Source organism: Phenylobacterium sp. (assembly GCF_030697305.1).
In the GTDB taxonomy this organism is placed as follows: domain Bacteria; phylum Pseudomonadota; class Alphaproteobacteria; order Caulobacterales; family Caulobacteraceae; genus Phenylobacterium.
Window position 1 is genome coordinate 21,505 of sequence record NZ_JAUYQL010000036.1, and the last position, 24,318, is coordinate 45,822.

19 protein-coding genes are annotated in these 24,318 nt (G+C 69.1%); 9 read left to right on the plus strand and 10 right to left on the minus strand.

Going from position 1 to position 24,318, the window contains the following annotated elements:
• Window positions 1–65 precede the first annotated feature (65 nt).
• The 3 genes from Q8R27_RS03985 to Q8R27_RS03995 are packed head-to-tail and all read right to left on the minus strand — an operon-like array spanning window position 66 to window position 3,015.
• Entirely contained in the window at window positions 66–1,346 is a 1,281-nt protein-coding gene (locus Q8R27_RS03985) for an HlyC/CorC family transporter (RefSeq protein ID WP_305697784.1), read from the minus strand.
• Window positions 1,343–2,455: a 3-dehydroquinate synthase gene (aroB, locus tag Q8R27_RS03990; protein ID WP_305697785.1), complete on the minus strand. Its 1,113-nt coding sequence runs from the start codon at window positions 2,453–2,455 to the stop codon at window positions 1,343–1,345. Before aroB ends, Q8R27_RS03985 begins: the two co-directional genes overlap by 4 nt.
• Window positions 2,452–3,015: a shikimate kinase gene (locus Q8R27_RS03995; RefSeq protein ID WP_305697786.1), complete on the minus strand. Its 564-nt coding sequence runs from the start codon at window positions 3,013–3,015 to the stop codon at window positions 2,452–2,454. Before Q8R27_RS03995 ends, aroB begins: the two co-directional genes overlap by 4 nt.
• Before the next feature lie 53 nt (window positions 3,016–3,068).
• Here Q8R27_RS03995 and Q8R27_RS04000 point away from each other — a divergent pair, with 53 nt between their 5' ends.
• Complete coding sequence (locus Q8R27_RS04000) at window positions 3,069–4,382, plus strand: hypothetical protein (protein WP_305697787.1); 1,314 nt, start codon at window positions 3,069–3,071, stop codon at window positions 4,380–4,382.
• Window positions 4,379–5,293, plus strand: coding sequence for a site-specific tyrosine recombinase XerD (locus tag Q8R27_RS04005; protein WP_305697788.1), 915 nt, complete (start codon window positions 4,379–4,381; stop codon window positions 5,291–5,293). The genes Q8R27_RS04000 and Q8R27_RS04005 overlap by 4 nt, the downstream gene beginning before the upstream one ends.
• Before the next feature lie 63 nt (window positions 5,294–5,356).
• Here the strand turns inward: Q8R27_RS04005 and Q8R27_RS04010 are convergent, their stop codons facing one another.
• Window positions 5,357–6,097, minus strand: a complete 741-nt coding sequence (locus Q8R27_RS04010; RefSeq protein ID WP_305697789.1) for a glycine zipper 2TM domain-containing protein — start codon at window positions 6,095–6,097, stop codon at window positions 5,357–5,359.
• A 183-nt stretch (window positions 6,098–6,280) separates the two neighbouring features.
• On the opposite strand from Q8R27_RS04010, the gene Q8R27_RS04015 reads away from it, so the two are divergent.
• Both Q8R27_RS04015 and Q8R27_RS04020 read left to right on the plus strand, forming a co-directional pair.
• The gene (locus Q8R27_RS04015) at window positions 6,281–7,243 is read left to right on the plus strand and encodes an acetyl-CoA carboxylase carboxyltransferase subunit alpha (RefSeq protein WP_305697790.1); all 963 of its coding nucleotides are present in this window, start codon (window positions 6,281–6,283) and stop codon (window positions 7,241–7,243) included.
• Between the two features lie 124 nt (window positions 7,244–7,367).
• Complete coding sequence (locus tag Q8R27_RS04020) at window positions 7,368–8,315, plus strand: SDR family NAD(P)-dependent oxidoreductase (RefSeq protein ID WP_305697791.1); 948 nt, start codon at window positions 7,368–7,370, stop codon at window positions 8,313–8,315.
• Window positions 8,316–8,373: 58 nt separating this feature from the next.
• On the opposite strand, the gene Q8R27_RS04025 is transcribed toward Q8R27_RS04020, so the two are convergent.
• From Q8R27_RS04025 to secA, 3 genes are all read right to left on the minus strand, one after another.
• On the minus strand, window positions 8,374–11,295 hold the full coding sequence (locus tag Q8R27_RS04025; protein WP_305697792.1) for a TonB-dependent siderophore receptor: 2,922 nt from the start codon (window positions 11,293–11,295) through the stop codon (window positions 8,374–8,376).
• 228 nt (window positions 11,296–11,523) lie between these two features.
• A complete protein-coding gene (locus tag Q8R27_RS04030; RefSeq protein ID WP_305697793.1) occupies window positions 11,524–12,888 on the minus strand; it encodes an MATE family efflux transporter in 1,365 nt (454 codons plus the stop codon).
• A gap of 13 nt (window positions 12,889–12,901) precedes the next feature.
• Window positions 12,902–15,661: a preprotein translocase subunit SecA gene (secA, locus tag Q8R27_RS04035; RefSeq protein ID WP_305697794.1), complete on the minus strand. Its 2,760-nt coding sequence runs from the start codon at window positions 15,659–15,661 to the stop codon at window positions 12,902–12,904.
• A 264-nt stretch (window positions 15,662–15,925) separates the two neighbouring features.
• On the opposite strand from secA, the gene Q8R27_RS04040 reads away from it, so the two are divergent.
• The 3 genes from Q8R27_RS04040 (at window position 15,926) to Q8R27_RS04050 (ending at window position 19,562) form a co-directional block, all read left to right on the plus strand.
• Window positions 15,926–16,900: a peptidylprolyl isomerase gene (locus Q8R27_RS04040; protein WP_305697795.1), complete on the plus strand. Its 975-nt coding sequence runs from the start codon at window positions 15,926–15,928 to the stop codon at window positions 16,898–16,900.
• Window positions 16,897–18,357, plus strand: coding sequence for a bifunctional glutamate N-acetyltransferase/amino-acid acetyltransferase ArgJ (gene argJ, locus Q8R27_RS04045; protein ID WP_371134642.1), 1,461 nt, complete (start codon window positions 16,897–16,899; stop codon window positions 18,355–18,357). Before Q8R27_RS04040 ends, argJ begins: the two co-directional genes overlap by 4 nt.
• Window positions 18,358–18,458: 101 nt before the next feature.
• Entirely contained in the window at window positions 18,459–19,562 is a 1,104-nt protein-coding gene (locus Q8R27_RS04050; RefSeq protein WP_305697796.1) for a phosphatase PAP2 family protein, read from the plus strand.
• A gap of 72 nt (window positions 19,563–19,634) precedes the next feature.
• Here Q8R27_RS04050 and Q8R27_RS04055 read toward each other — a convergent pair whose 3' ends face one another.
• Window positions 19,635–21,008 (minus strand): DEAD/DEAH box helicase, encoded by a 1,374-nt coding sequence (locus Q8R27_RS04055; RefSeq protein ID WP_305697797.1) that lies wholly within the window; start codon window positions 21,006–21,008, stop codon window positions 19,635–19,637.
• A 326-nt stretch (window positions 21,009–21,334) separates the two neighbouring features.
• Between Q8R27_RS04055 and mutT the strand changes: the two genes are divergently transcribed.
• Entirely contained in the window at window positions 21,335–21,745 is a 411-nt protein-coding gene (gene mutT / locus Q8R27_RS04060; RefSeq protein WP_305697798.1) for an 8-oxo-dGTP diphosphatase MutT, read from the plus strand.
• On the opposite strand, the gene Q8R27_RS04065 is transcribed toward mutT, so the two are convergent.
• Both Q8R27_RS04065 and Q8R27_RS04070 read right to left on the minus strand, forming a co-directional pair.
• Window positions 21,688–22,548, minus strand: a complete 861-nt coding sequence (locus Q8R27_RS04065; RefSeq protein ID WP_305697799.1) for a sterol desaturase family protein — start codon at window positions 22,546–22,548, stop codon at window positions 21,688–21,690. The two genes, mutT and Q8R27_RS04065, sit on opposite strands and share 58 nt — an antisense overlap.
• A gap of 35 nt (window positions 22,549–22,583) precedes the next feature.
• The gene (locus tag Q8R27_RS04070; protein WP_305697800.1) at window positions 22,584–23,510 is read right to left on the minus strand and encodes a methyltransferase domain-containing protein; all 927 of its coding nucleotides are present in this window, start codon (window positions 23,508–23,510) and stop codon (window positions 22,584–22,586) included.
• Between Q8R27_RS04070 and Q8R27_RS04075 the strand changes: the two genes are divergently transcribed.
• Complete coding sequence (locus tag Q8R27_RS04075) at window positions 23,509–24,294, plus strand: ComF family protein (protein WP_305697801.1); 786 nt, start codon at window positions 23,509–23,511, stop codon at window positions 24,292–24,294. The genes Q8R27_RS04070 and Q8R27_RS04075 overlap by 2 nt on opposite strands.
• The last annotated feature ends 24 nt before the right edge of the window (window positions 24,295–24,318 follow it).

Here is a 24,318-nt window from a genome sequence, read left to right on the forward strand (position 1 = left end):
CCGCCGCCCCGACAGCCTTCGCCAACCGGCCAGAACGGCGACGATCGGAAATGGTTCCCTTCGCGTCAGTCCTCCCCCTCCGACCCTGGCGGCGAGATCCGCAGCGAGGTGACCTGGTTGCCCTTGCGGCCCAGCACTTCGAAGCGGCGCCCATGGAAATCGAAGGCCTCGCCGATCTGCGGGATCGTCTGGGCTTCATGGATCAGCAGGCCGGCGATGGTCACCGCCTCCTCGTCAGGCAGGTCCCAGTTCATCGCCCGGTTGAGGTCGCGGATCGGCACCGCTCCATCGACCAGCACCCAGCCGTCGGGCTGTGGGCGCACGCCACGCACGGTGACGTCATGCTCGTCCTCGATCTCGCCGACGATCTCCTCGAGGATGTCCTCAAGCGTGATCAGCCCCTGCAGTCCGCCGTATTCGTCCACCACCAGGGCGAAGTGGGTGTGGCGGCGCAGGAAAGCACTGAGCTGGTCCTTGAGGTTGGTGGTCTCGGGAATGAACCAGGGCGCACGCACGATCGTCGGCACGTCCAACGCCTCGATGCGGCCATCGGCCTGCGAGATCGCCTGCAGCAGGTCCTTGGCGTGCACCACGCCGATGATGTTCTCCGCGTCGTCACGATAAAGCGGCACGCGTGTGTGGCCGCTGTCGAGCACGGCGGCGACCAACTCACGCGGCGGCAGGTCGGCGTCGACCATAGCGATCGCCGTGCGGTGGACCATCACCTGGCCGACATCCATCTCCGACAGGTCCAGCACGCCGCCCAGCATGTGCCGGTCACGGCTCTCCACCAGGCCCTCGGAGTGGTGGTATTCGACCGCGCCGCGGATCTCCTCGTGCGCCGCCAGCACGTCGACCTCCATGGTCAGACGCACGCCGAACAGCCGCAGGGTCCGCCGCACGATCCACTGGATCGCATAGATGATCGGGCCGAACAGCTTGACGACAACCAGGGTCGGGCCGGACAGCGCGCGGGCCACATCGTCCGAACGCAGGATCGCCAGGGTCTTCGGAAGCACCTCGGCGAACACCAGCACCAAAACGGTCATCAGCGCGGTGGCCGCGGCGACGCCCAGTCCGCCGGGGATCGCCGCGGTGACCACCTGAGTGGTCAGGGCCGAGGCCAGGATGTTGATCAGGTTGTTGCCCAACAGCACCGCGCCGATCATCGTCTCCTGGTCGGAGAGCAATCGGTTGACCCGCCGCGCCGGGCGGTCGCCCTCGCGATCGAGCTGGTGCATCCGCGAACGGCTGGCCCCGGTCAGGGCCGTTTCAGCGGCGGAGAACAGGGCCGAAATCGCGAGGAGCCCGAAGACGATCGGGGCCAGCGCCAGGATGGCGGTCACGTTTCGGCTCCCTCGGCCTTCAGGAATTCACGGACGGCGTTCACGTCCACGTTACGGGCGACGAACGCCTGGCCCAGTCCTCGGGCGAGGATGAAGGTCAGTGCGCCGCCCTCGGCCTTCTTGTCCTGGGCCATGTGCTCCAGCAGCCGTTCGACGGCGTAGGGCTGGGCGCGCGTGTCTGCCATGGACGTCGGCAGGCCGGCGGCGCGGATCGCCGCCTCGGCGCGGTGGGCGTCCTGCGTCGTGCAGAGCCCCTGTGCGGCGGAGAAGCGAAACGCCAGCGCCTGGCCGGCGGCCACCGATTCGCCATGCAGCAACGCCTCGCCGAAGCCGGTCTCGGCTTCCAGCGCATGGCCGAAGGTGTGGCCCAGGTTGAGCAGGGCGCGGCGGCCCTGTTCGGTTTCGTCCTCGGCGACGATCTCGGCCTTCATCTCGACCGAGCGGGCGACGGCGTGGGCCAGCGCCTGCGGCTCGCGCGCCAACACGGCGGGCGCATTGGCTTCCAGCCATTGGAAGAAGTCGAAGTCGCCCAGCAGACCGTATTTGACCACCTCGGCGTAACCGGCGCGCATCTGCCGCTCGGGCAGGGTGGCCAGCACATCCAGATCGGCCAGCACCAGGCGAGGTTGATGGAAAGCGCCGACCAGGTTCTTCCCGCGCGGCGTGTCGATGGCGGTCTTGCCGCCGACTGAAGAGTCCACCTGGGCCAACAGGGTCGTCGGGATCTGCACGAAGTCTATGCCGCGCTTGTAGACGGCGGCCGCGAACCCCGCGAGGTCGCCGACCACGCCGCCGCCGAACGCCACCACCAGGTCGCCGCGGTCCAGCGCCAGCGCCAGTAGCCGGTCGCTGAGTTCGGCCAGCCATTCGAAGCTCTTGGTCTGCTCGCCCGGCGGCAGCGCGATGACCGGACAGGCGAGGCCGGCGGCCTCCAGACTGGCGGTGAGTTGCGCCCCGTGCAGGCCCCAGACCGTCTCGTCGGTGACGATGGCGACCCGACGACGGCGCGCGAACGGCGCGATCCGCTCGCCGGCCTGATCCAACAGGCCAGGCCCGATGACCACCTCGTAGGACCGCTCGCCCAGTCCCACGGCGACGCTGCGGATCATTTCGGCTGGCTTTCGATGTAGGCGGACACGGCTTCGATCACCTGGTCGACGCTGACCTGATGGGCGGCGTCGCTGGTCTCGACCGTGACGTCGGCCTCGCCGTAATAGCGGTAACGAGCCTCCGCCTGCTGCTGCAGCACCTCTTTCGGATCGCGCCCGGCGAGCAGAGGGCGGTTGTCCTTGCGCGCCAGGCGTCTAGCCAGCACGTCCAGGTCCGCCTTGAGCCACACCGACACCGCATTGGCCTTGATCAGGGCGCGGGTCTCGTCGCTGACGAAGGCCCCGCCGCCGGTGGCCAGGATGTGCGGCGGTTCGTCCAGCAGCCGTGAGATCACGCGACGCTCGCCCTCGCGGAACGCCGGTTCGCCCAGGTCGGCGAAGATCTCGGGGATGGAGCGGCCGGCCGCGGCCTCAACCTCGACGTCGGCGTCGCGGAATGGCAGTTCCAGCACCGTCGCCAAGCGGCGGCCGACACTGGTCTTGCCAACGCCCATCAGGCCCACCAGGGCGATGGTGCGAGTGCGCAGCGGTGAGTAGCGGTCCATGAACAGGGCAGCCATACACGAGCGGCCGGGCTCGCGCCAACTTCCCGCATCAGGTTATGCTGGCGCCCATGATCCGCAATTCGCTTCTGGCCGGTCTCGCGACGGTCTCGATCCTTGCCGGAACGGCGCATGCGCAGGGTGTGGAGGTCGCGCCGCTGGCCGCGCCCGACCTGTTCTCCACCGGGGGGCGCGACACCGGGCTGCCGGCCGACCTGTGGCGCGGCGCCTCGGCCCGCACCCTGGGCGCCGTGCTGCCGTTGATCGCAACCAAGCCCCTGTCGCCAGCCTCGGCGGCGCTCGCTCGGCGGGTGCTGGCGACCGGCGCCAACGGCCCGCAGGGCGCCGGCCAGGATCGCACGATGGCGGGCCTGCGCGCCAACGCCCTGATCGCGGCGGGCGACCTTCAGGCCGGCTCGGCGATCCTTGCTCGCACGGCCGGAGTCGAACGCGATCCGGCGCTGTCCCAGGCCGCCGCCGAAGCGGCCTTGCTCAGCGGCGACAACACGCGCGCCTGCGCCGTCGCCGACGCGCTGAACGTCGGCCGGGACGAAGCCTACTGGCTGCGCCTGCGCGCCTTCTGCCAGGCGCTGGCGGGGCAGGCGGGCGCGGCGCAGCTCACCTTCGAGCTCGCCCAGACCCAGGCGCGCGACGCGGTCTACGGCCGACTGATGGGCGCCAAGCTCGCCGGGGCCGGCGACCCCGGCCAGGCCAGCCTTCGCAATGGCCTCGACTACGCCCTGTCGCGCAGCCTTGGCCTGGACCTGGCCGCTGCAAAGGCGTCGCCCGCGATAGCCTCGGCGCTCTCCACCGCGACGCCTGGCGCGGCGTTCTGGCCGATGGATCCGGGCGTCAGCGACGTCGGCGCGGCCCTGGCGGCGCTGGGCGCCGGCGACCTCGCGCGCGCCCAGGCCATGCGCGCCGCTATGGTCCAGGACCAGATCCCCAACACCGGCCCCGTCGACCTGGCGATCCTCGACGCGGCGATCGCCGCGGCTACTGGCGCCGCTGACGGCCCGACCCTCGACCGGCTGGTCGAGCGCGGCGGCATGGGCGAGGCCAAGGCGCGAGTGAGGGCGCAGTCCGCGGCCTTGCTGCTGGCCGCGCTCGGATCGCCTCTGGGTCCTGACTCGCGGGGCGAGCTCGCGGCCTTCACGGCGGGAGAGTCCAAGGCGCCCGCGGCACGCGCCCTGGCCCTCGAACTCGCCGGCGAACAGAAGCTGCTGGGCGAGAGCGCCATGCTGGCGTTGTGGACCGCGGCGGACGCCGGCGCGGCCGGCCCGGCGCTGGGCGATCGCGTGCGCATCGTGCGCGCGCTCCGCGCCGCGGGCCTGGAGGCCGACGCCCGCGCCTTCGCCCTCGAGGGTCTGCTGGCGCTGCGATGAGCGACGGCTCGGGCTGGACCGAAGCGTTCCTGGAGATGATGGCCGTCGAGCGGGCGGCGGCCCGCAACACGCTCACCGCCTACGCCAAGGACCTGGCCGACGCCCAGGGCTTCCTGCACGCCCGAGGCCTCGATCTGGCCAGCGCCCAGGCGGCGGACATCGAAGCCTATTTCTCGTTTCTCGGCGCGCGCGGGCTGGCGGCGTCCACGGCGGCGCGGCGGCGTGCGTCGCTGCGCCAGTTCTATCGTTTTGCGCTCGGCGAAGGTTGGCGCACCGACGATCCCTCGCGGCGGGTGGATGCTCCCAAGCAGGGCCGCCCGTTGCCCAAGACGCTGAGCCGCGCGGAGGTCGACGCGCTGATCGCCGCCGCTGCATCCATCGACGGGGCTCAAGGGCTTAGGCTCGGCTGCATGGTGGAGCTGCTGTACGCATCGGGCCTGCGGGTGTCTGAACTGACCGCCCTGACGCTGGCGGCCCTGGCCCGCGATCCGGCCTATCTGATGGTCGTGGGCAAAGGCGGCAAGGAACGCCTGGCGCCCCTGAACGCCACGGCGCGCACCGCCATCAAGGCTTACCTTGCGGTGCGACCCCAGTTCCTGCCGAAAGGAGACGCCGCCAACCCGTGGCTATTTCCGTCACGCGGCAAGGCGAGACGTCTGACGCCGCGGCGCTTCGCGCAATTGCTGGACGAGGCGGCCCGCACCGCTGGCGTCGATCCGGCGCGGGTCAGTCCGCACGTGCTGCGCCACGCCTTCGCCACCCACCTGCTGGAAGGCGGCGCGGACCTGCGCGTGCTGCAGACCCTGCTGGGTCACGCGGACATCGCCACAACCCAGATCTACACCCACGTCGCCGGGGAGCGCTTGGCGGAGGTCGTGCGCACCAAGCATCCCCTGGGCAAGAAGCCCTGACAGACAAAAGCCCTCCTCCCGCAAAGGAGAAGGGCTCTTGGCCGTGATCAGGTTTGCTCCGGATTAGCCGGTGATGCGATAGCGCCCTGCGCCATCCGGACAGACACGCACGTAGCGGTACTCGCTGGCGCCGTTGTTCCACTCGACCGGGGCCGGCGCCAGACGACAGCGCTGGCGATTGTAGTAGGCGGTGTCATAGCGGCCGCTGCGATAGCGCCGATCGCGGTCCCAACGGCTTTCGCGGTAGGGGATGGTCTCGTCGTAGCTGAAGTAGTAGCCCGTCTCGTCGCACTTGGCGGTGCTCTTGCCGATGTTGGCGCCCAGCGCGCCGCCGACCACGGCGCCCAGGACCGCGCCCTCGGTGCGGGCGTTGCGGGCGGCCACGTTCGAGCCCAGCGCGGCGCCGGCGATCGCGCCGATCAGGCCGCCGGCCACCGCATTGTTGTTCGAGCGCTGCCGGCACGGGTCATTGTAGCGCTGGTCGTTGTAGCGCGGATCGTTATACGCGCGCTCGCCGTCCCGATAGCCGTCGTCGCTCCACACCGGCGCCGGACCATAGGCGCGGGCGTAGGACCCGTAGCCGTATCGACGGTCATAATCGGCGCGCGCGCGTTCATAGTCCTCGCGGCGGCGGTCATACTCGGCGCGCGAGGCCTCGTAGTCGCGGCGGTCAGCATCATAGCTGCGCAGGTCGCGTTGGTATTGCTCCGTCGGGCGATACGCGCCGTACGGCTGAGCGACGGCAGGCATGGCGGTGGCGATCGCCAGCGCTCCAGCCAGGCCGAGCTTCAGGGTGGTATGCATCTTTGGCTCCATTTCCTCAGCCGCGGGCGCTTCTGTTCAGCCCGCGTTGTCCCGAAACCCAAACGCATGCTTATGGCTAAGGTTGCAAGGACATGGAGCGGTGGATTTTCGACGGACTTGTGACGCAAGGCCTTCCCGCCTAATTTCCGGCCGTTCCGCGAACGGCTGGAAAAGATTCCCTGAATGGCGACGCATTACCTCGAGTTCGAGCGCCCTATCGCTGATCTCGAAGCCAAGATCGAGGAACTGTCGAAGCTCTCGGAATCCGCCGGGCCGGCCGCGTTCGACGCCGAGATCGAGGCGCTGCGCGCGCGCCTGCACGAGATGCGGCGCGACGCCTATGGTAAGCTGGACGCCTGGCAGAAGACCCAGGTCGCCCGCCATCCCGAGCGACCGCACTTCGTCGACTACGTCGCCGGCCTTATCGACGAGTTCGTCGAGCTGCGCGGCGACCGCAAGTTCGCCGACGACCAGGCGATCATGGGCGGGCTGGGGCGCTTTCGCGGCCAGGGCGTGGTGGTTATCGGCCACGAGAAGGGCCGCGACACCGTCACCCGGGTCAAACACAACTGGGGCTCGGCGCGCCCTGAGGGCTTCCGCAAGGCGGTCCGGTTGATGGACATGGCCGAGCGGTTCAACCTGCCGGTGATCAGCTTCGTCGACACCCAGGCGGCCTATCCCGGCATCGTCAGCGAGGAGCGCGGCGTCGCCGAAGCCATCGCCCGGTCCACCGAGCGCAGCCTGATGCTGGGTGTGCCGATGATCGCGGTGGTGACCGGGGAGGGCGGATCAGGCGGCGCGCTGGGCATCGCCTGCGGCAGCCGCGTGCTGATCCTGGAGCACGCCATCTATTCGGTGATCCCGCCGGAAGGCGCGAACTCGATCCTGTGGCGCGGCGCGCGCACCGCCGAGGACGCCGCCAAGGCGATGAAGATCACCGCCCAGGATCTGCTGGCGATGAAGATCGTCGATCGGGTGATCCCCGAGCCTCCGGGCGGCGCCCACTCCGACCCGGACGCTACGATCCAAGCGGTGGGCGACGCGGTGGAAGACGAGCTGAAGGCGCTGGCCGGCTTCAATCCCGACGAACTGCGCAAGCGGCGCGCCGATCGCTTCTACGCCATCGGACGTACGGGCCTTCGCTAGCACGCTGCGACCGGCGTGCTTGATGCAGCGTCGTGAACCCACCTAGGATCAGGCGAGGCATCCGGCCGCTGGTCGGGCGACGCGCTCAGGCGCGCAAACAACAAAATCTGTCAGGGAGTGAGACATGACCACGCAGCAGAGGCCTTTGGGCTCCGGCCTGGATCGCGACAGCACGGCCGATCAGGCGCTTGGCGCGGCGGACCTGACCGGCAAGACTGTGGTGGTCACCGGCGCCTCTTCCGGACTGGGGACGGAGACCGCGCGCGTTCTGGCCCAGGCTGGGGCGAAGATCATCGCCGCCGTACGCTCGCCGGAGCGGGCCAAGGCTGCGCTCGCCGGTGTGAAGAACGTGCAGATCGAACAACTCGACCTTGCCGATCCGGCCTCGATCGACGCCTTCGTTGCGCGCGTCGAGGCGACAGGGACGCCGGTGCACATCCTGATCAACAACGCCGGCGTCATGGCCTGTCCGCTGGCCCGCGACGCGCGCGGCTACGAGATGCAGTTCGCGACCAACCACCTGGGGCATTTCCAGCTCACCGCGGGCCTCTGGCCGGCGCTGAAGCGCGCGAACGGCGCGCGGGTGGTGACGTTGTCGTCGGGCGCCCACCGCCGCAGTCCGGTGCTGTTCGACGACATCAACTTCGAGACCACCGAATACGAGAAGTTCAAGGCGTACGGTCAGGCCAAAAGCGCCAATGCGCTGTTCTCAGTGGGCCTTGACCAGCGTGGCCAGAAGGACGGCGTGCGCGCCTTCGCCGTGCACCCGGGCATCATCCACGACACCAACCTGTTCCATTTCCTGTCGAGCGAGGAGATGTCGCAGACCGCCGGCGCGCTGGGCGCGACCAAGACCATTCCGCAAGGGGCGGCGACTACGGTGTGGGCGGCGACCTCGCCGATGCTGGAGGGCCACGGCGGCGTCTATTGCGAGAACGGCGACATCGCCGAGGGCGTTCCCGCCGACAAGCAGACGCCGGGAGGCGTGCGGCCCTGGGCGGTCGACCCGGCCCTGGCCGATCGGCTGTGGAGCGTCAGCGAGAAGATGACCGGAAAATCGTTCCCGGGCTGAGCGTCGGGACACTCCAGGCCGATCCTGCGCGCACCGCCCGGAGGCGGTGCGCGAAATCTCAGTACTTGAACGAAGCGCCCAGGTAGAAGTAACGGCCGCCGTTGTCGTAGATCGACGCGCCCTGTCCCGTGCCGGTGTAGGTCTCGGGCAGCGACGGCGGATATTCGTCGGCCACGTTGTTGATCCCGCCGCGGACCACGACGCCGTCGGTGAGGCGGTACTGAGCGCGCACGTCGTGGCTGTAGTAGTCGCCGGTGTAGTACGGATTGAGCTGGGTCTGGGTGAATTGGGTGCTGGCGATCATCGAGCCGATGTAATGGCCGGTCCAGCCGACGCTGAGCGCGCCCATTCTCCAGTCCGCCCGCGCCGTGGCGCGCCATTCCGGCAGGCCGCCGTTGATCGAGTTGGCGAGCTGGGTGTAGGCGACATTCGGGATGTTCTGCTGAGCCGCACGGTAGGTCCATGTGGCGTCCAGCTTGAACGCCAGCGAACCGTAGTCGGCGCCGCCAAACAGGTCGCCCGGCAGCATGGAATAGGCGATGGCGCCGTCCCAGCCTTCCAGCTTCACCTTGGCGATGTTCTGGCGGGTCTGGTTGATCTGAACCACGCCGCCGGCGGCGTTGCGGGTCACCTGGGCGCAGAACGGGTTGGTCGCATAGGCCGCGCTCGAGTCGTAGCACAGGGTTTGCAGCAGCGAGGCGGTAGGCACCGTGCCGATCTGGTCTTCGATGTTGTATTTGAACCAGTCGAGAGAGATCGACAGGTTCGGCGTCCAGCGCGGCTTGATCACCAAGCCGGCTTGGTAAGTGTTGGCGGTTTCCGCCCCGAGGTTCGGGTTGCCGCCGACGAGCAGGCGCGCGGCCGGCCGACCGGCCCCGATGTTGGAGACGAAGGTCGCCGGGTTATAGCCGGGGATCGCGGCCGCGCAGGTGATGCGGCGCGCGGCTTGCTGGGCGGCCGTGGTCGAGGCGAAGTTCACGCGGTCGCAGGGATCCTGGACGGGGGCGTTGGCCGCGGCGAAGCTGGTGCTCTGCGGCGCGTACAGTTCGACGATGTTGGGCGCGCGCACCGCGGTGCCTTGGCTGGCGCGGAAGCGCAGGTCTTGCACGGGCGCCCAGTTGGCCACCAGGCGGTACTGGTCGGTCTGGCCGACGGTAGAATAATCGGCGACGCGGCCCGCTGCCTCGAAGCTCAGGTCATAGGCGAACGGCAGGTCTTTCAGAACCGGAATGCGCAACTCGGCGTAGCCTTCGCGCACGTCGTACTGGCCGGCGCGCACGCCGGTGGCGTTGAAGAACAGCGCGCCCGAAGCGCTCAGAGCATCCTGGCCGAAGGCGCTCTCTTCCTTGCGGTATTCGGCGCCGGCGGCGATCGCCAGCGGGCCGGCGGGCAACTCGAACAGGGTGGTGGTGATGTTGGCCGCCACCAGCGACTGCTCGATGCGCTGTTGCGTGTAGGCGTTGGCGTTGACCCACAGCGCGGCTTCGCGCGAACCGCCGTTGATCAGGTCGTAGGGCACGCAGCCGGCGGCGCGCGCCGCGACGTCTCGACAGACGATCTGCCCCGCCACCAGCACCGGGTCGACCGCCTGGGTGATGCGCAGCAGGTTTGGGACATTGTAGTGTGTGGTCTCGGCGCTGGTGCGGCCGTACTGCGCGTACCAGTCCCAGTGGACGTCGCGATCGGCGATCTCCAGCGCGCCGTTCATGCCGATGACGCCGCGGGTCGTCTCGCGGTCGGCGCGGGTGTCGCGCCCGCCGAAGTCGTCGAAATACTTGCCGATCAGGATCGGCGAGTTCGCGGCGGCGCCTGAAGCGAGGAACGCGGCGCGGAGCTGCGGTCCGATCGGGCCGACGGCGAGGAACGGGTTGTTGGCGAAGATCGGGATGACCGTCTCGGCCGTCGCCTGCGGGCTGACGAACGCCGGCGACTGGGTCGCGTAGCCGCGGCTGCGGGCGTAGCTCGCTTCGACGAACAGGTTGGTCGTATCGTCGATCGCATATTCGATGTGCGTGTCGATGATGCCGCGCAGCGACTTGCTCTGCAGCGCCGCGTACTGGCTCTGGTAGATCAGCGCCGGATCCTGGCAAGTCGGCGACACCACGACGGTCGAGCACGCTGCGCTGAGCTGCACCAGGCGCGTCGGATCATTGACGTCGCGGGCGTAGGCCACATTGACCGCGCCCTGGCGAATCTGGAACACCCCCAGCGGGCTGATGTTGGCCTTCGATGCGCCGACGACGCCCTGCGGATTGCCGTTGTCGCGGCGCAGGCCGGGGTAGAGCTCGCTGCGGTCGCGCTGCAGGATCGGCTCGATACGGCCGACCTCGGCGGCGACCATCACGCTCAAGCGGTCGTTCAGCAGCCTGGCGCCGTAGAGGCCGCCGATGCGGAACTCCTGGCCATCGCCTTCCTGGCGCACGCCCGCGTCGACGTCGGCCTCGAAGCCTTCGAAGCGCTTCTTCATGATGATGTTGACGACGCCGGCGATGGCTTCCGAGCCATAGACCGCCGAGGCGCCGCCCGCGGCGATCTCGACGCGGTCGATCAACAGGGTCGGAATCTGGCTGAGATCCACCGCAGGATCGGAGGCGTCGTTGTTCACCAGCCGGCGACCGTCGCGCAGCACCAGGGTGCGCTGGGCGCCGAGGCCGCGGATGTCGGCCCGTGTCTGGCCAGCGAGGAACGAAGTGCCGGCCGAGTTCTGGCCGTTCAAGTTGGCGTTGAGCGTCGGCAGGTCCAGCAGTGCGTCGCTGAGCAGCGTGTAGCCGGAAATGCGCATCTGCTCGCCGGTGATCACCGCGATCGGCGCCGGGCCCTCGAAGCTGTCGCGGCGGATCCGCGAACCGGTGACCACGATCTCCGATACGGCGGTCTCGCCCTGCGGCGCGTCTGCGGTCTGGGCTGCGGCGAGGTTCGGGGCCGCGAAGGCGGCGGCGGCGGCCGACCCGAGCAGGGTCGTGCGGAGCAAACTGTTCATCGGTGCTTTCATCATGTCGCCTGGAGTCGCTTCCCGGAGACGATCAGCCGACGCCACCGAGGCCGGTCACGCGCGTGTTCCGAGCGGAAAACGCAACGTAGCGGCGAGCCATAGGTCTCATGGAGACCTTATCGGAACCATAATTGGGTGAATCCGGGCCGAAATGACCTGGTCGAGCCGCACGAGTTCTCGGTGAGTGCGCTTTGCGCGCCACAGGCGGCGGCAGGGTCAGGGACGCGCCGGCTTCGGTCCCCAGCGGGTGAAATAGATGACGCCCGCCATCGACAGTCCGTAGACCGCCAGCGAGAACGCCACGAGCGCGAACAATTGCCACACCGGCGCCTGGGTGTGCGCGAGCCACAGACCGCCGCCAAGCACCGCCACGAGTCGGGCGGTTTGGGCCAACACCGGGCCGACGATCTTCGCCGCGCCCTGGGCCGCGAAGTACAGCGCCATGGCCAGGCCCAGGAACAGGAACGCCGGCCCCGCCCAGTGCAGATAGACCGCGGCCGCGGCGCGAACGCCTGGATCGCTGGTGAACAGGTGGGTCCATAGCGAGGGCTTCAGCGCGATCACAGTGCCGATCAGACCCGAGGCGGCGCCGGCGAGCGCGCCGGCGGTCCAGGCGACGCGGCGCGCGCGCGCAATCTGGCCGGCGCCGATGGCCATGCCGACCATCGGGATCGCCGCGACGCCGACGGCGAAGGCCAGTGGCGTAAGCAGGAACTCAAGCCTCGCGCCGACGCCGTATCCGGCCAGGGCCTCGGGGCCGAAGTGGCCGACGATGCGGGTGAAGATCAGCACCGTCGCCACCGACTGCACCGACGACATGCAGGCGACGCCACCGACCTTCAGGATGTCGGCGAACAGGCCGCGATGAGGACGAAAGCCCTTGAACCGGATCGGCAGGCGCGCGCCAGGACCCATCACCCGCCACAGCAGGAACAGCGCGCCGGCGCTGTAGGCGATCAGCGAGCCGGAGGCGACGCCCGGCATGCCCAGCCGCGGGGCGGGGCCGACGCCGAGGCCCAGGACCCCGCCGATGACGATCTGGGCGAGGCTGACGCCCATCAGCACCATAGAGGCCGTCTTGACGTCGCCCGAGCCGCGCAGGACCGAGGCGAGGATGTTGGCCACCCAGATCGAGATCGCCCCGGCGAACAGCAGGTGGGAGTAGGCCAGCGCTTGCTCCAGCACCACGCCGCGCGCTCCCAGGAAGGAGAAGGCGGCCGGGCCGAAGCCGATCATCGCCACCGTATAGAAGATGCCGCCGGCCAGGCCGATGATCAGGGCGTGTATCGCCAGACGGCCGGCCCGTTCCCGATCGCCTGCGCCCAGCGCGCGGCTGATGGCCGACGCGACGCCACCGCCCATGGCGCCCGCCGACAGCATGCCGACCAGGATGACGAAGGGAAACACGACCGCCACGGCCGCCAGCGCTACGGTCCCGAGCCGTCCGATGTACACGGTCTCGGCGACCGAAACGGCGGCCGCCGCGACCTGCGAGAAGGCCGCAGGCGCGGCGAGTTTCAGCAAAGTCGGCAGCAGCGGACTGCTGACCAGCGCCGGGACCGGGCGCGGCGCCGTGGTCACGGCCGGCCGCGCGTCAGACCAAAGCCCCGTGGCAATGCTTGAACTTCTTGCCGGAACCGCACGGGCAGCCGGCGTTGCGGCCGGTCGCTTCCCAGCCGTCGGGCAGGGCGGAGATTGGCAGCGCTTCGCGCTGATCCACCGACAGGCCCTCGGGCAGCGCGCCCATCTGCGCGGCGTTCTCGCCGGTCAGTGGGTCCATGTGGACTTCGGTGAGGGCGCCCAGCGGCGGGGCCAGGGGCTCGGGCTCGGAGAACTCGAAAGTCACCGTCAGCAACCACCGGGTGACGTTCTGGCGCAGGTCGACCAGCAGCTTCTCGAACAGCGAGAAGGCCTCGGTCTTGTACTCGTTCAGCGGGTCGCGCTGGCCGTAGCCGCGCAGGCCGATGACGTTGCGCAGGTGGTCCAGGTGCATCAGATGCTCGCGCCACTGCAGATCGATCATCTGCAGCAGGAAGCTCTTCTCGATGGTGCGCATGTGGTCGCCGATCGAGGACTCGCGCTCGGCGGCGCGGGCCTCGGCGGCGGCGGAGATGCGCTCGTGGATCTCCTCGTTGGCGATGCCGTCCTCGGCCGCCCATTCGCGGATCGGCAGTTCGAGGCCCAGGTACTGCTGCACGTGGTCATCGAGGCCTTCCACGTCCCACTGCTCGGCGTAGGCCTTGGGCGGCAGGTGGCGGGCGACGAAGTCCTCGATGGTGTCGACGCGCATCTCGCGGATGATCTCGGAGAGGTCGCTCGCCTCCATGAACTCCTGGCGCTGCTCGAACACCGCCTTGCGCTGGTCGTTCACGACGTCGTCGTACTTCAGCAGGTTCTTGCGGATTTCGTAGTTGCGCTGTTCGACGCGCTTCTGGGCGGTGGCGATGGCGCTGTTCAGCCACTTGTGGGTGATCGCCTCGCCTTCCTGGACGCCGAAGGTGCGCATGATCGAGTCCAGCCGGTCGCCGGCGAAGATGCGCAGCAGGTCGTCCTCGCAGGACAGGAAGAACTTCGAATGCCCAGGGTCGCCCTGACGGCCGGTGCGGCCGCGCAGCTGGTTGTCGATGCGGCGGCTCTCGTGACGCTCGGTGCCCAGCACGAACAGGCCGCCGGCGGCGAGCGAGCGCTCCTTCAGCACCGCGGTCTGGGCGTCCAGCTCCTGACGGTGCGCGGCGGCCATCTCCGGCGTCACCTCGATGCCCAGCGCGCGCTGTTCATCGCGCCACTTCAGGACCTTAAGGTCGATGTTGCCGCCCAGCTGGATGTCGGTGCCGCGGCCGGCCATGTTGGTGGCGATGGTCACTGCGCCGGGCACGCCGGCGTCGGCGACGATCAGCGCCTCCTGCTCGTGATAGCGGGCGTTCAGCACGTTGTGCGGAATGCCGGTGACCGTCTTGCCCTCGTGTTCGAAGACGTGGACCTTCAGCATCTCCGAGAGCTGCTCTGACTTCTCGATCGACACGGTCCCGACCAGGATCGGCTGGCCCTTGATGAAACAGGCTTCGATCTGCTGCAGGATCGCGGCGTTCTTCTCGGCGGCCGTGCGGTAGACCTCGTCATCGTCGTCGATCCGCGCCACCGGTCGGTTGGTGGGGATCTCGGCGACGTCCATCTTGTAGATGTCGAGGAATTCCTGGGCTTCCGTCGAGGCGGTGCCGGTCATCCCCGACAGCTTCGAATACAGGCGGAAATAGTTCTGAATGGTCACCGAGGCGAGGGTCTGGTTCTCGGGCTGGATGACCGCGTCTTCCTTCGCCTCGATCGCCTGGTGCAGGCCTTCCGATAGCCGGCGGCCCTGCATCATGCGGCCGGTGAACTCGTCGATGAGGATCACCTCGCCGGCGCGCACGATATAGTCCTTGTCGCGGCTGTAGAGGATGTTCGCCCTCAACGCCTGGTTCACGTGGTGAACCACGGAAACATTGGCCGCGTCGTAGAGGCCGGTGGTCTCCTCGGCCAGGTGGCCGGCCTGTTGCAGGATCTCTTCGACGCGCTCCGCGCCCTCTTCGGTCAACAACACCTGGCGCTGCTTCTCGTCGTGGTCGAAGTTGGTCGGGTCCTTGATCAGGTCTTTGATCACCACGTCGATGATCTTGTAGAATTCGCTGCGATCCTCGGTAGGGCCGGAGATGATCAACGGCGTGCGCGCCTCATCGATCAGGATGGAGTCGACCTCGTCGACCATCGCGAAGTGGTGGCCGCGCTGGACCATCTCGCCGATGTCGTAGACCAGGTTGTCGCGCAGGTAGTCGAAGCCGAACTCGTTGTTGGTGCCGTAGGTGATGTCGGAGGCGTAGGCCTCCTTGCGTTGGGTCTGCGACAAGCCGTGGACGATGACGCCGACGCTCATGCCGAGGTAGCGATAGACCTGGCCCATCCACTCGGCGTCGCGTTGCGCCAGGTAGTCATTGACGGTGATGACGTGGACGCCCTTGCCGCTGAGCGCGTTCAGATAGACGGGCAGGGTGGCGACCAGGGTCTTGCCTTCGCCCGTGCGCATCTCGGCGATGCCGCCCTGGTGCAGCACCATGCCGCCGACCATCTGCACATCGTAGTGGCGTTGGCCCAGCGTGCGGCGCGCGCCCTCCCGGACAACGGCGAACGCCTCTTCGATCAGCGAATCGAGCGTGTCGCCCTGGGCCAGGCGGGCGCGGAATTCCTCGGTCTTGCCGCGCAGCTCGGCTTCGGACAGAGCCTGGAACTTGGTCTCCAGAGCGGTGATCTTGCCCACGCGGGCGGCCATCGCCTTGACCTTGCGGTCGTTGGAAGAGCCAAAGAATCTTTGGAAAAACATGATGTGCGGCGTCCGGATGGTGCGTCGAGAAGCGCCGGCGGCGGCCGCGCTTTGGGGGTGCTTGAACACCCTTCGCCTGCACGGAATCCCACGCGATTAGCGCGCGCGAGACTTAAGCAGGGCGCCTCTCCGTGTCAACGCAGCGCACGGGGAAGGCGATGGCATGCGCTCCCACGCCGCGGCGGGGGTTTGCATCCTCTCCGTAAGTGGCTACGGGTCGCCAGGCGCCGACGCGTGCGCCTGCATCGCAAGGACCTCCCCCAGATGGCGATGAAAACCCGGTTCCGCGCCTTGGGCTTCGCCGCAGCCGCGATCCTGGCCGCCGTGACGCTGGCAGGCTGTGGACAGCGTGGCGCGGCGGAGCGTCCGCCGGAAGCGGGGGACCTGGCCGTCGCCAAGGTCGACGGTTCGGTGGTCTGGGCCTCCGACGTCAAGCGCGAGGCGATCGCTCAGGGGTTGATCGGCGAGGGCGAGCCGCTGGACGTCTCTTCGGATCTGTTCCGCCGGGTGATGGACGAGGTGGTCGACCAGAAGCTGCTGGCCGGCGAGGCGCTGAAGCGCAAACTGGACAAGACGCCAGCCGCCCAGCGACGCCTGGCCGCGGCGCGGGAACGGATCCTGGGCGACATGTTGGTCGAAGGGGTGGTGGCCGATGCGGTCAACGACAACGCCGTGCGCGACCTCTACCAGGAACAGCTCAAGCTCTCGAAGACGTCGGAGGAGATCCGCGCCCGCCAGATCGTCGTGGCGACGCCCGAGGACGCGGAAGCCGTTAAGAAGCTGCTGGCCAGCGGCGCGTCGTTCGAGGCCCTGGCGATGGAGCGTTCCACCGACGCCGCGACCCGGTTCAACGGCGGCGACCTTGGCTATTTCACCACCGATGTGATGCCGGACGCCTACGATGGGGCGCTGAAGACCGCCAAGGCCGGCGAGCTCGTGGGGCCGTTCGCGGTCGAAGGCGGCTGGGCCCTGGTCAAGGTCGAGGACCGCCGGCCGGAAGCGCCGATCACCATGGAGAGCGCGCGGCCGCAGATTGTGCGCTTCCTGACCTATGACCAGATCCGCGACCTGCTGGAAAAGCTGCGCGGCAAGGCCAAGATCGAGCCGCTGCTGCCTGCCCAAGCCGCCGTCCCCGGAAAACCGAAGGAGCCGGCCGACGCGCCGGCGGCCGCGCCTGCGCCCGCTGCGCCGCCTGCCGGCCCCGCGCCGAAACCGCCCGCCAAGGGAGCGCAGCCGTGAGCCGCAAGCCGGTCGAACCGCCCAAGAAGTCCAAGGCCGCTCCGCGCGGCAAGACGCAAGAAGCGCCGGTCAATCCCGTCGAGGTGGTCAGCCACACCATCGAGCGCGCATTGGATCCGCTGGCCAGCGCCCTGAAACGCGCCGCGTTGAAACGCACCGACAAGGTCAGCCGGCAGATTGCGGAGAAGGCTGACGCGCCGCCGATCGCGCCGGCGAATTCGGCGCTGCCGATCTCGCCGCTGGCGGTGCCGTTTCCGGCCATGCCGCCGATCGCCGGCGTCGAGCTCGCGACCGGTCGCGCAGGCTTCTACAAGCACGAACGCGAAGATCTGCTGCTGATGCGGTTCGCCAAAGGCGCCACCGCGGCCGGCGTGTTCACCCGTCATGGCGTGGGATCTGCACCCGTGGACTGGTGCAAGCGCCAGTTGGCCGCTTCGGGCGGCGCGGATGTGCGCGCCCTGGTGGTCAACGCCGGTTGCGCCAACTCCTTCACTGGCCGCCCGGGCGCCGACGCCGTGCGTCGCGTCGCCTCGGCTGCGGCCAAGCGCTTCGACTGCCGCCAGCGCGACGTGATGACGGCCTCGACGGGCGTCATCGGCGTGTTGCTGGACGATGCGCGCATCACCCATCGGTTGCCTGAGCTGGACGCCAGGCTGTCGGCTGACGGCTGGGCCGGCGCCGCCCAGGCCATCATGACGACCGACACCTTCGCCAAGGGCGCGTTCGCCACCGCTGAGATCGACGGGGTGAAGGTGAGCATCGGCGGCATCGCCAAGGGCTCCGGCATGATCGCGCCGGACATGGCGACCATGCTGGCGTTCGTGGCCACCGACGCTTCAATCGCGCCGGCGGCCCTGCAGACCCTGCTGAGCCTCTATACGCGCACCACGTTCAACTGCGTGACGGTGGACGGCGACCGCTCGACCAACGACACCCTGCTGCTGTTCGCCACCGGCCAGGCGGGAGCGCCGCGGATCAGCCGTGCGGGCGACCGCCGGCTGGCGGATTTCCGCGAGAAGCTGGAGGGCGTGCTCCTCGACTTGGCGTTGCAACTGGTGCGTGACGGGGAGGGGGCCACCAAGTTCGTCAAGATCACCGTCAACGGCGCGGAGAGCCCCGCCTCCGCCCGCAAGATCGCGCGCACAATCGCCGAGAGCCCGCTGGTGAAGACCGCCTTCGCCGGCGAGGACGCCAACTGGGGTCGCATCGTCATGGCGGTGGGCCGCGCTGACGAACCGGTCGACCGCGATCGGATGAGCGTGCGCTTCGGCGAACTGTGGGCGGCGCAGGACGGGCTGATCGCCGCGTCCTACGACGAGGCGAAGATGAGCGCCTACATGAAGCGCCAGGAGCTTGAGGTTCAGGTTGACGTAGGGGTCGGTCGCGGCTCGGCGTCGATGTGGACCTGCGACCTGACAAAGCAGTATGTCGCGATCAACGGCGACTACCGCTCATAGCCTGTACGATCGCGCGTCGCGAGCGCGCCGCGCCCAAGCGTCACCTTTGATTAAGCCTGTCGTTGCTGTATGTCCTGACGCGGAGCAACTGGGGGCGGCGCATGGTTGTCTTCGAGCGCGACCTTTCAGCTGAGGCGAGCCGGCGTCTTGACGAGGCTTGGCTGAAGCGTTTCTCGGCCGCCCTGCACGCCGACCGCGGCTTCTACGTCGCCATAGCCGCCTATGTGACCGCCGGATTCGCCTTCGCCGCCCTCGCGCGGCGTGAGCTGCATTTCGACGGCGCCTACTTCCGGGTGTGGGTGCAGCTGATCGTCAGCGCACTGGCGCTCAGCCTAACGATCGGGCTGTGCGGCGCGCTGGTGCGCGGTTCGGCGCGCGGCCGATGGGAGGCCGCGGGCAAGGCGGTGCGCCACAGCCTTCGCCCCGAGATCGCCGCGGGCCTGCTGCTGTTCGCCGGCCTGGGCCTGTTCACCGCAGCGTTCACGGCCATCAAATGCATGTTGCCGCACGCGCGCCCGTTCTGGGCCGACGCCCTGCTGGCCGATTTCGACCGGGCGCTGTTCTTCGGGCGCGACCCGTGGCTGTGGTTGCAGCCGTTGTTGGGGAGTTACCCCGTCACCTCGGTGGTCGAGTTCATCTACGGGCCGGTGTGGATCAGCATGATGCTCTTGGCGCCGCTGTTCGCCGCGGCGTTCATGCGGCGCGGCGCTCTGCGCAATCAGTTCCTCGCGGCCTATCTGCTGGCCTGGTCGGTCAACGGCACCCTGGTCGCCGGACTCATGATGTCGGCGGGGCCCGCATTCTTCGCCCAGGTGACCGGCGACGCCGCGCGGTTCGGGCAGCTGGTGTCGTACCTGCAGTACAACCTCGACTGGTCCATGTCGGCCAGCGCCGGCCAGCACATGCTGTGGAACCTCTATCAGCACCAGCTCTCGAGCCTTGGGGCGGGGATCTCGGCGTTCCCGAGCATGCACATGAGCATGACCACGCTATGCGTCCTGGCGGCATGGCGCCTCGATCGGCGCGCCGGCTGGGCGATGCTCGCCTTTGCGTTGGTGATCACCGCAGGCTCGATCCACCTGGCCTGGCACTACGCCGCCGACGGCCTGTTCGCGATCGTCAGCAGCGTCTGCCTGTGGAAGCTCGCCGGTTGGGCGACCCGGGGCGCGGACGCGCGCGAGGGCGGGTCTGCACCGAGGGCTTGAACCGTTAGGCTGATGCGGGGACGCGCCGGCCGCACCCGCCGGTTCTATGGCGGATGCGGCGGCTCGTTTGGTTTAGCGGTTGGACCAGACGCCGGTGCGACGGGCCGGGGCTGCTTCTCCGCCGCCACCGCCGCCACGCTTGGGGCCGCGGAAGCCGGTCTTGGCCGCGCCGCCGCCGCCCGAACCCTTGCCCTGACCGGACTTGGCTTGCGGACGACCGCCGCGCTTGGCGTGGCTGTCGCGCGGCGGGTGCGCCGGACGTTCGGCCCGCACGCCCGCTGGTTCCGGCATGGCCGCGGTCATCGCGCCCAGTTGCCGATCGTTGCGGCGATCGAAGGTCGGGATGGTCTGGCGCGTCACCTTCTGGATGTCGCGCAGCAGATTGCGTTCGTCGTCGGCGCAGAAGCTGACCGCGCTGCCGTTTGCGCCGGCCCGCGCCGTCCGCCCGATGCGGTGGACATAGGCCTCCGGCACGTTCGGCAACTCGTACTGGACGACGTGGGTGACGCTGTCGATGTCGATGCCACGCGCGGCGATGTCGGTGGCGACCAGGGCGCGGACTTCGCCGGCCTTGAACTGCGCCAGCGCGCGCTCACGCTGGCCCTGGCTCTTGTCGCCGTGGATCGAAGCCGCCTCGACGCCGACCTGCTCCAGTGAGCGGGCGACGCGGTCGGCGCCGCGCTTGGTGCGGGTGAAGACGATGACGCGGGTGAAGGCCTTGTCCTCGAACAGTTCGGCGAGCAGGGCGCGCTTGCGGGGGCTCTCGATGTAGAGGACCTGCTGGTTGACGCGCTCAACGGTCGTCGCCTGCGGGGCGACGGACACTTTCAGCGGATCCTTCAGCAGCTCGCCGGCCAGCTTGCCGATCTCGTTCGGCATGGTCGCCGAGAAGAACAGGTTCTGACGCTGCTTGGGCAGGTGTGCGACGATCTTGCGGATCGGCACCAGGAAGCCCAGGTCGAGCATCTGGTCGGCTTCGTCGAGCACGAAGATCTCGGTCTGGCTGAGCACAGCCATCTTTTCCTGCAGGTGGTCGAGCAGGCGGCCAGGGGTGGCGACCAGCACGTCGATGCCGGCGGCCAGCGCCTTGATCTGCGCGCCGTACTTCACGCCGCCGAAGATCACCGCCGTGGTGAAGCCCAGGTAGCGGCCATAGGTCTTGAAGCTCTCGCCGATCTGGGTGGCCAGTTCGCGGGTCGGCGCCAGGATCAGCACCCGGCAGCCGCGGCGCGGCGCGGGCTTACGGTCGGCGGCGAGGCGATGGAGGATAGGCAGGGCGAAGGCCGCGGTCTTGCCGGTGCCGGTCTGGGCGATGCCCAGCAGGTCGCGGCCGTCCATGACGCCGGGAATGGCCTGGGTCTGGATCGGGGTCGGTTGAGAATAGCCTTCGTCGGCGAGGGCCTTGAGCAGCAGTTTGTCGAGGCCGAGGTCGGTGAATTGAGTCAAGTGATGTCTTTCACGTACGCCGCGTGAGCGCGCGGCTTCGAACGATGCGAAGTCTCGCGCGCTGGGCGGCTGAGAAGATGGGGAAGCGCCCCGCGTGGCCGGGCGATCTATGTAATCTTCAGGGCGCTCGACAGGCTGGGCTTCCTGTTCTGGAAGCCCTCACGCGGCTGGAGCGCCGATAGCGTCCGATGAGGACGCCTGCCGCACATCGGGGTTATCCACCGTCAAGTCAAGTCATGGATGCGTTATGGCCGCAGGCTGTGGCGCCGGGGACGCAACGGCGTGGACCTGTTGCAAAGCCTGCCTGGAGAGGCGAAGGAGCCGCGATGGCCGATCCCAAACCCATGCTGCTGGTCGCCGCCGCGGCGCTCGTCGACGTCGACGGCCGCGTCCTGATCTGCCAGCGCCCCCAGGGCAAGCAACTGGCGGGCCTGTGGGAATTTCCGGGCGGCAAGGTCGAGCCGGGCGAGACGCCGGAAGCCTGCCTGATCCGCGAGCTGGAGGAAGAGCTGGGGATCGTCGTCAGCCACGCCTGCCTGGCGCCGTTCGTGTTCGCCAGCCACGCCTACGAGGGCTTCCACCTGCTGATGCCGCTTTATCTGTGCCGGCGCTGGGAGGGCCAGGTGACGGCGCGCGAGCACAAGGCGCTGGCCTGGGTCAGGCCGAACGACATGGACGCCTATCCGATGCCGCCGGCCGACGCGCCCCTGGTCGCCTGGCTGCGCGACCTGATCTGAGCGATCGCCGCGCCCCAGACGCGGAACGGGTGAAGGTACTGGCCCAGCGCGCCGCGACCCATGGGCTCGCGTACGCCAAGCGGCGCGGTGCAGGGCCCGGGATCATGCAGGGTGCCGAACGCTCGGTCGAAGATCGAGAACAGGGTGGCGAAGTTCGAACCTGAGCCCTCGACGTCGCGGGCGTGATGCCAGCGATGCAGGATCGGCGAATTGAGGATCAGGCCCGCCTTGCCCAGGCTCCACGGCACGTCGGCATGGATGAAGTAGCCCCAGTAGTGGCGGGCGAGGACGGTCAGCGAGATCGCCCACACGGGAAAGCCCATCAACGCCATCAGGATCGGATCGACCGCTGTCCCCAGCCGGTCGACCGGATGTATACGCTCCAGGCTGAACCACGTGAGGTTGGTGTCGCTGTGGTGGATGGCATGCGCCGGCCATAGCAAGCGGCTGTGCTGGACGCGGTGGCGCCAGTAGCCGAGGAAGTCGCCGATCACCAGGGCGACTATGCCGGTCACCCCGAATCCCAGGCGCTCCCACAGCCCGGCGGTGGGCGCGACGAGGTTTGCGGCCGTGAGCGCGGCGGTGACGGCGGTCATCGCCAGCACCACCAGCGGGGTCACGGTGATCTGGTCGATCACCGTGATGACCAGATTGATGCGGGTCTGGGCGGCCGCGGCGCGGCCATCGGCCAGCGCGCGGCCGCGCTTGACGATCAGGGCCAGCGCGCAGAACGCCACGGCGAGGACGCCCAGCTCCAGCCAGCGCCCGCCCAGTCCGCGCAGCAGTTCGACAACTTCCGACATGGCCCCTGCCTAGCGCGGGCAGGGCTGCTGGTCCCTTAACGCGGCGACGACGGCGGTTCGTCGCGGGGCAGGGGGATCTCCACTGTGCCGAGGGCGTCGGCCAGCCGCATCTTGGCCGAGCCGGGTTGCAGCGGCTTCTGCTGGGCCTCGTGCGGAGCCCAGCCGGTGAGGGTGACGATCTCGAACGTGGCGACCACCCGGCCGTCGGGCTCGGAGAACCGTTCGGCGTAGATCTCAAGCGCACGGCCCAGCACCTGCCGGCTGAGCGCGTGCGGATGTCGCTCGGCCGGCGCGTGGGTCTGGCCCATAGCCCGCAGGTCCGCGAGCAGCTTCAGGGGATGGGTGTAGCGCACCTTGACCCGATCGACGTCGGCGACCGGCAGGGCGAACCCCGCCCGCTGCAGCAGGCCTGCGGCGTCCGGCGCGTCGGCGAACGGCGAGACCCGCTGGCCCGATCCGTCGGTGAGCTCCTCCTCGGCGGCGACGAGCGACTGTCGCAGCTCGGTCAGGGTCAGGCCACCCAGGAAGGCGCCGATGAACAGGCCGTCCGGGCGCAGGGCGCGGCGGATCTGGATCAGCGCGCCGACCACGTCGTTCACCCAGTGCAGGCCCAGCGTCGAGACCACGAGGTCGAGCGTGCCGTGCGCGAACGGCAGGCGTTCCTCGTCCAGCACCACCCGGGGCCCGGGGCGGCCCGCCAGCATCCCGAGGACCAGATCCGTCTCGACCAGCAGTCCGACCCTGGCGGCCGCATCGCTGCCGGCCAGGGCTGTGCGGAACTGGCCGGTGCGGGCCGAAAGCTCGACCGTTAGCGGGAAGTCGCGCATGATCGGCTCCAGCCGCTCGACGATGTCTCGGGCGGCGCGGGCGTGCAGGAAATCGGCGTGCGCGAAGCCGGGCGCCGCGCGGGTCAGGCGGCGGGCGTGCAGGGCGCGGTCGAACAGATGGGGCGAAGCGGGCATGAGCCTGGAACATGGCCTTGGAGCGGGCTTATGGAAACCCGGCCCTGGCGTCAGGGGCGCGGTCCGCAGCGTGCTCGACCTCATGCTGCCGCCGCGCGCGCTCGACGGCGAGGGCCGCGCCATGGCGGCGGGCCTGTCCGCGGAGAGCTGGACGCGGATCCATTTCCTCGACGGGCCGGTGTGCGACGGTTGCGGCGCGCCGTTTGAATACGACCACGGCGAAGGCGTGCGGTGCGCGGCCTGCATGGCCAGGCCCAGGGCGTTTTCCCGCGCCCGCGCGGCGTGCCTGTACGATGAGACGTCGCGCGATCCGATCCTGAAATTGAAACACGCCGACCGCCTTGATCTGGCGCCGATGTTCGCCCGCTGGCTGTCGCGCGCCGCCCACGGCCTGCTGGAAGAGGCCGACGCCATCGCGCCCGTGCCGCTGCATCCGATGCGGCTGCTGCGTCGCCGTAGCAACCAGGCCGCCGAGATCGCCCGGCCGCTGGCGGGCCTGAGGGGCGTGATCTATCTGGCCGACGCCCTGGTCCGTCGGCGCGCCACCGAAACCCAGGCCGGACGCTCCGGATCGGGCCGCCGCCGCAACGTCGCCGCGGCCTTCGCCGTGCCTCCCGCGAGGGCGCGACAGGTGGCGGGGCGCAACATCCTGCTGGTCGATGACGTGATGACCACGGGGGCCACCGCCGAGGGCTGTGCGCGCGCATTACTGGCCGCTGGAGCCGCCCGCGTCGATGTGGCCGTCATCGCAAGGGTTCACGAAAGAGATTCAGGCGCCATATGAAGCGTCACAGGACCTTCACCCGTT

Coding starts and splice junctions, on each gene's coding strand:
- secA (WP_305697794.1), bottom strand. CDS start 15,661: ATGTTTTTCCAAAGATTCTTTGGCTCTTCCAACGACCGCAAGGTCAAG.
- Q8R27_RS04050 (WP_305697796.1), top strand. CDS start 18,459: ATGGTTGTCTTCGAGCGCGACCTTTCAGCTGAGGCGAGCCGGCGTCTT.
- Q8R27_RS04065 (WP_305697799.1), bottom strand. CDS start 22,548: ATGTCGGAAGTTGTCGAACTGCTGCGCGGACTGGGCGGGCGCTGGCTG.
- Q8R27_RS04005 (WP_305697788.1), top strand. CDS start 4,379: ATGAGCGACGGCTCGGGCTGGACCGAAGCGTTCCTGGAGATGATGGCC.
- aroB (WP_305697785.1), bottom strand. CDS start 2,455: ATGATCCGCAGCGTCGCCGTGGGACTGGGCGAGCGGTCCTACGAGGTG.
- Q8R27_RS04010 (WP_305697789.1), bottom strand. CDS start 6,097: ATGCATACCACCCTGAAGCTCGGCCTGGCTGGAGCGCTGGCGATCGCC.
- Q8R27_RS04075 (WP_305697801.1), top strand. CDS start 23,509: ATGAGCCTGGAACATGGCCTTGGAGCGGGCTTATGGAAACCCGGCCCT.
- mutT (WP_305697798.1), top strand. CDS start 21,335: ATGGCCGATCCCAAACCCATGCTGCTGGTCGCCGCCGCGGCGCTCGTC.
- Q8R27_RS04025 (WP_305697792.1), bottom strand. CDS start 11,295: ATGAACAGTTTGCTCCGCACGACCCTGCTCGGGTCGGCCGCCGCCGCC.
- Q8R27_RS04000 (WP_305697787.1), top strand. CDS start 3,069: ATGATCCGCAATTCGCTTCTGGCCGGTCTCGCGACGGTCTCGATCCTT.
- Q8R27_RS03995 (WP_305697786.1), bottom strand. CDS start 3,015: ATGGCTGCCCTGTTCATGGACCGCTACTCACCGCTGCGCACTCGCACC.
- Q8R27_RS04070 (WP_305697800.1), bottom strand. CDS start 23,510: ATGCCCGCTTCGCCCCATCTGTTCGACCGCGCCCTGCACGCCCGCCGC.
- Q8R27_RS04020 (WP_305697791.1), top strand. CDS start 7,368: ATGACCACGCAGCAGAGGCCTTTGGGCTCCGGCCTGGATCGCGACAGC.
- Q8R27_RS04015 (WP_305697790.1), top strand. CDS start 6,281: ATGGCGACGCATTACCTCGAGTTCGAGCGCCCTATCGCTGATCTCGAA.
- Q8R27_RS04040 (WP_305697795.1), top strand. CDS start 15,926: ATGGCGATGAAAACCCGGTTCCGCGCCTTGGGCTTCGCCGCAGCCGCG.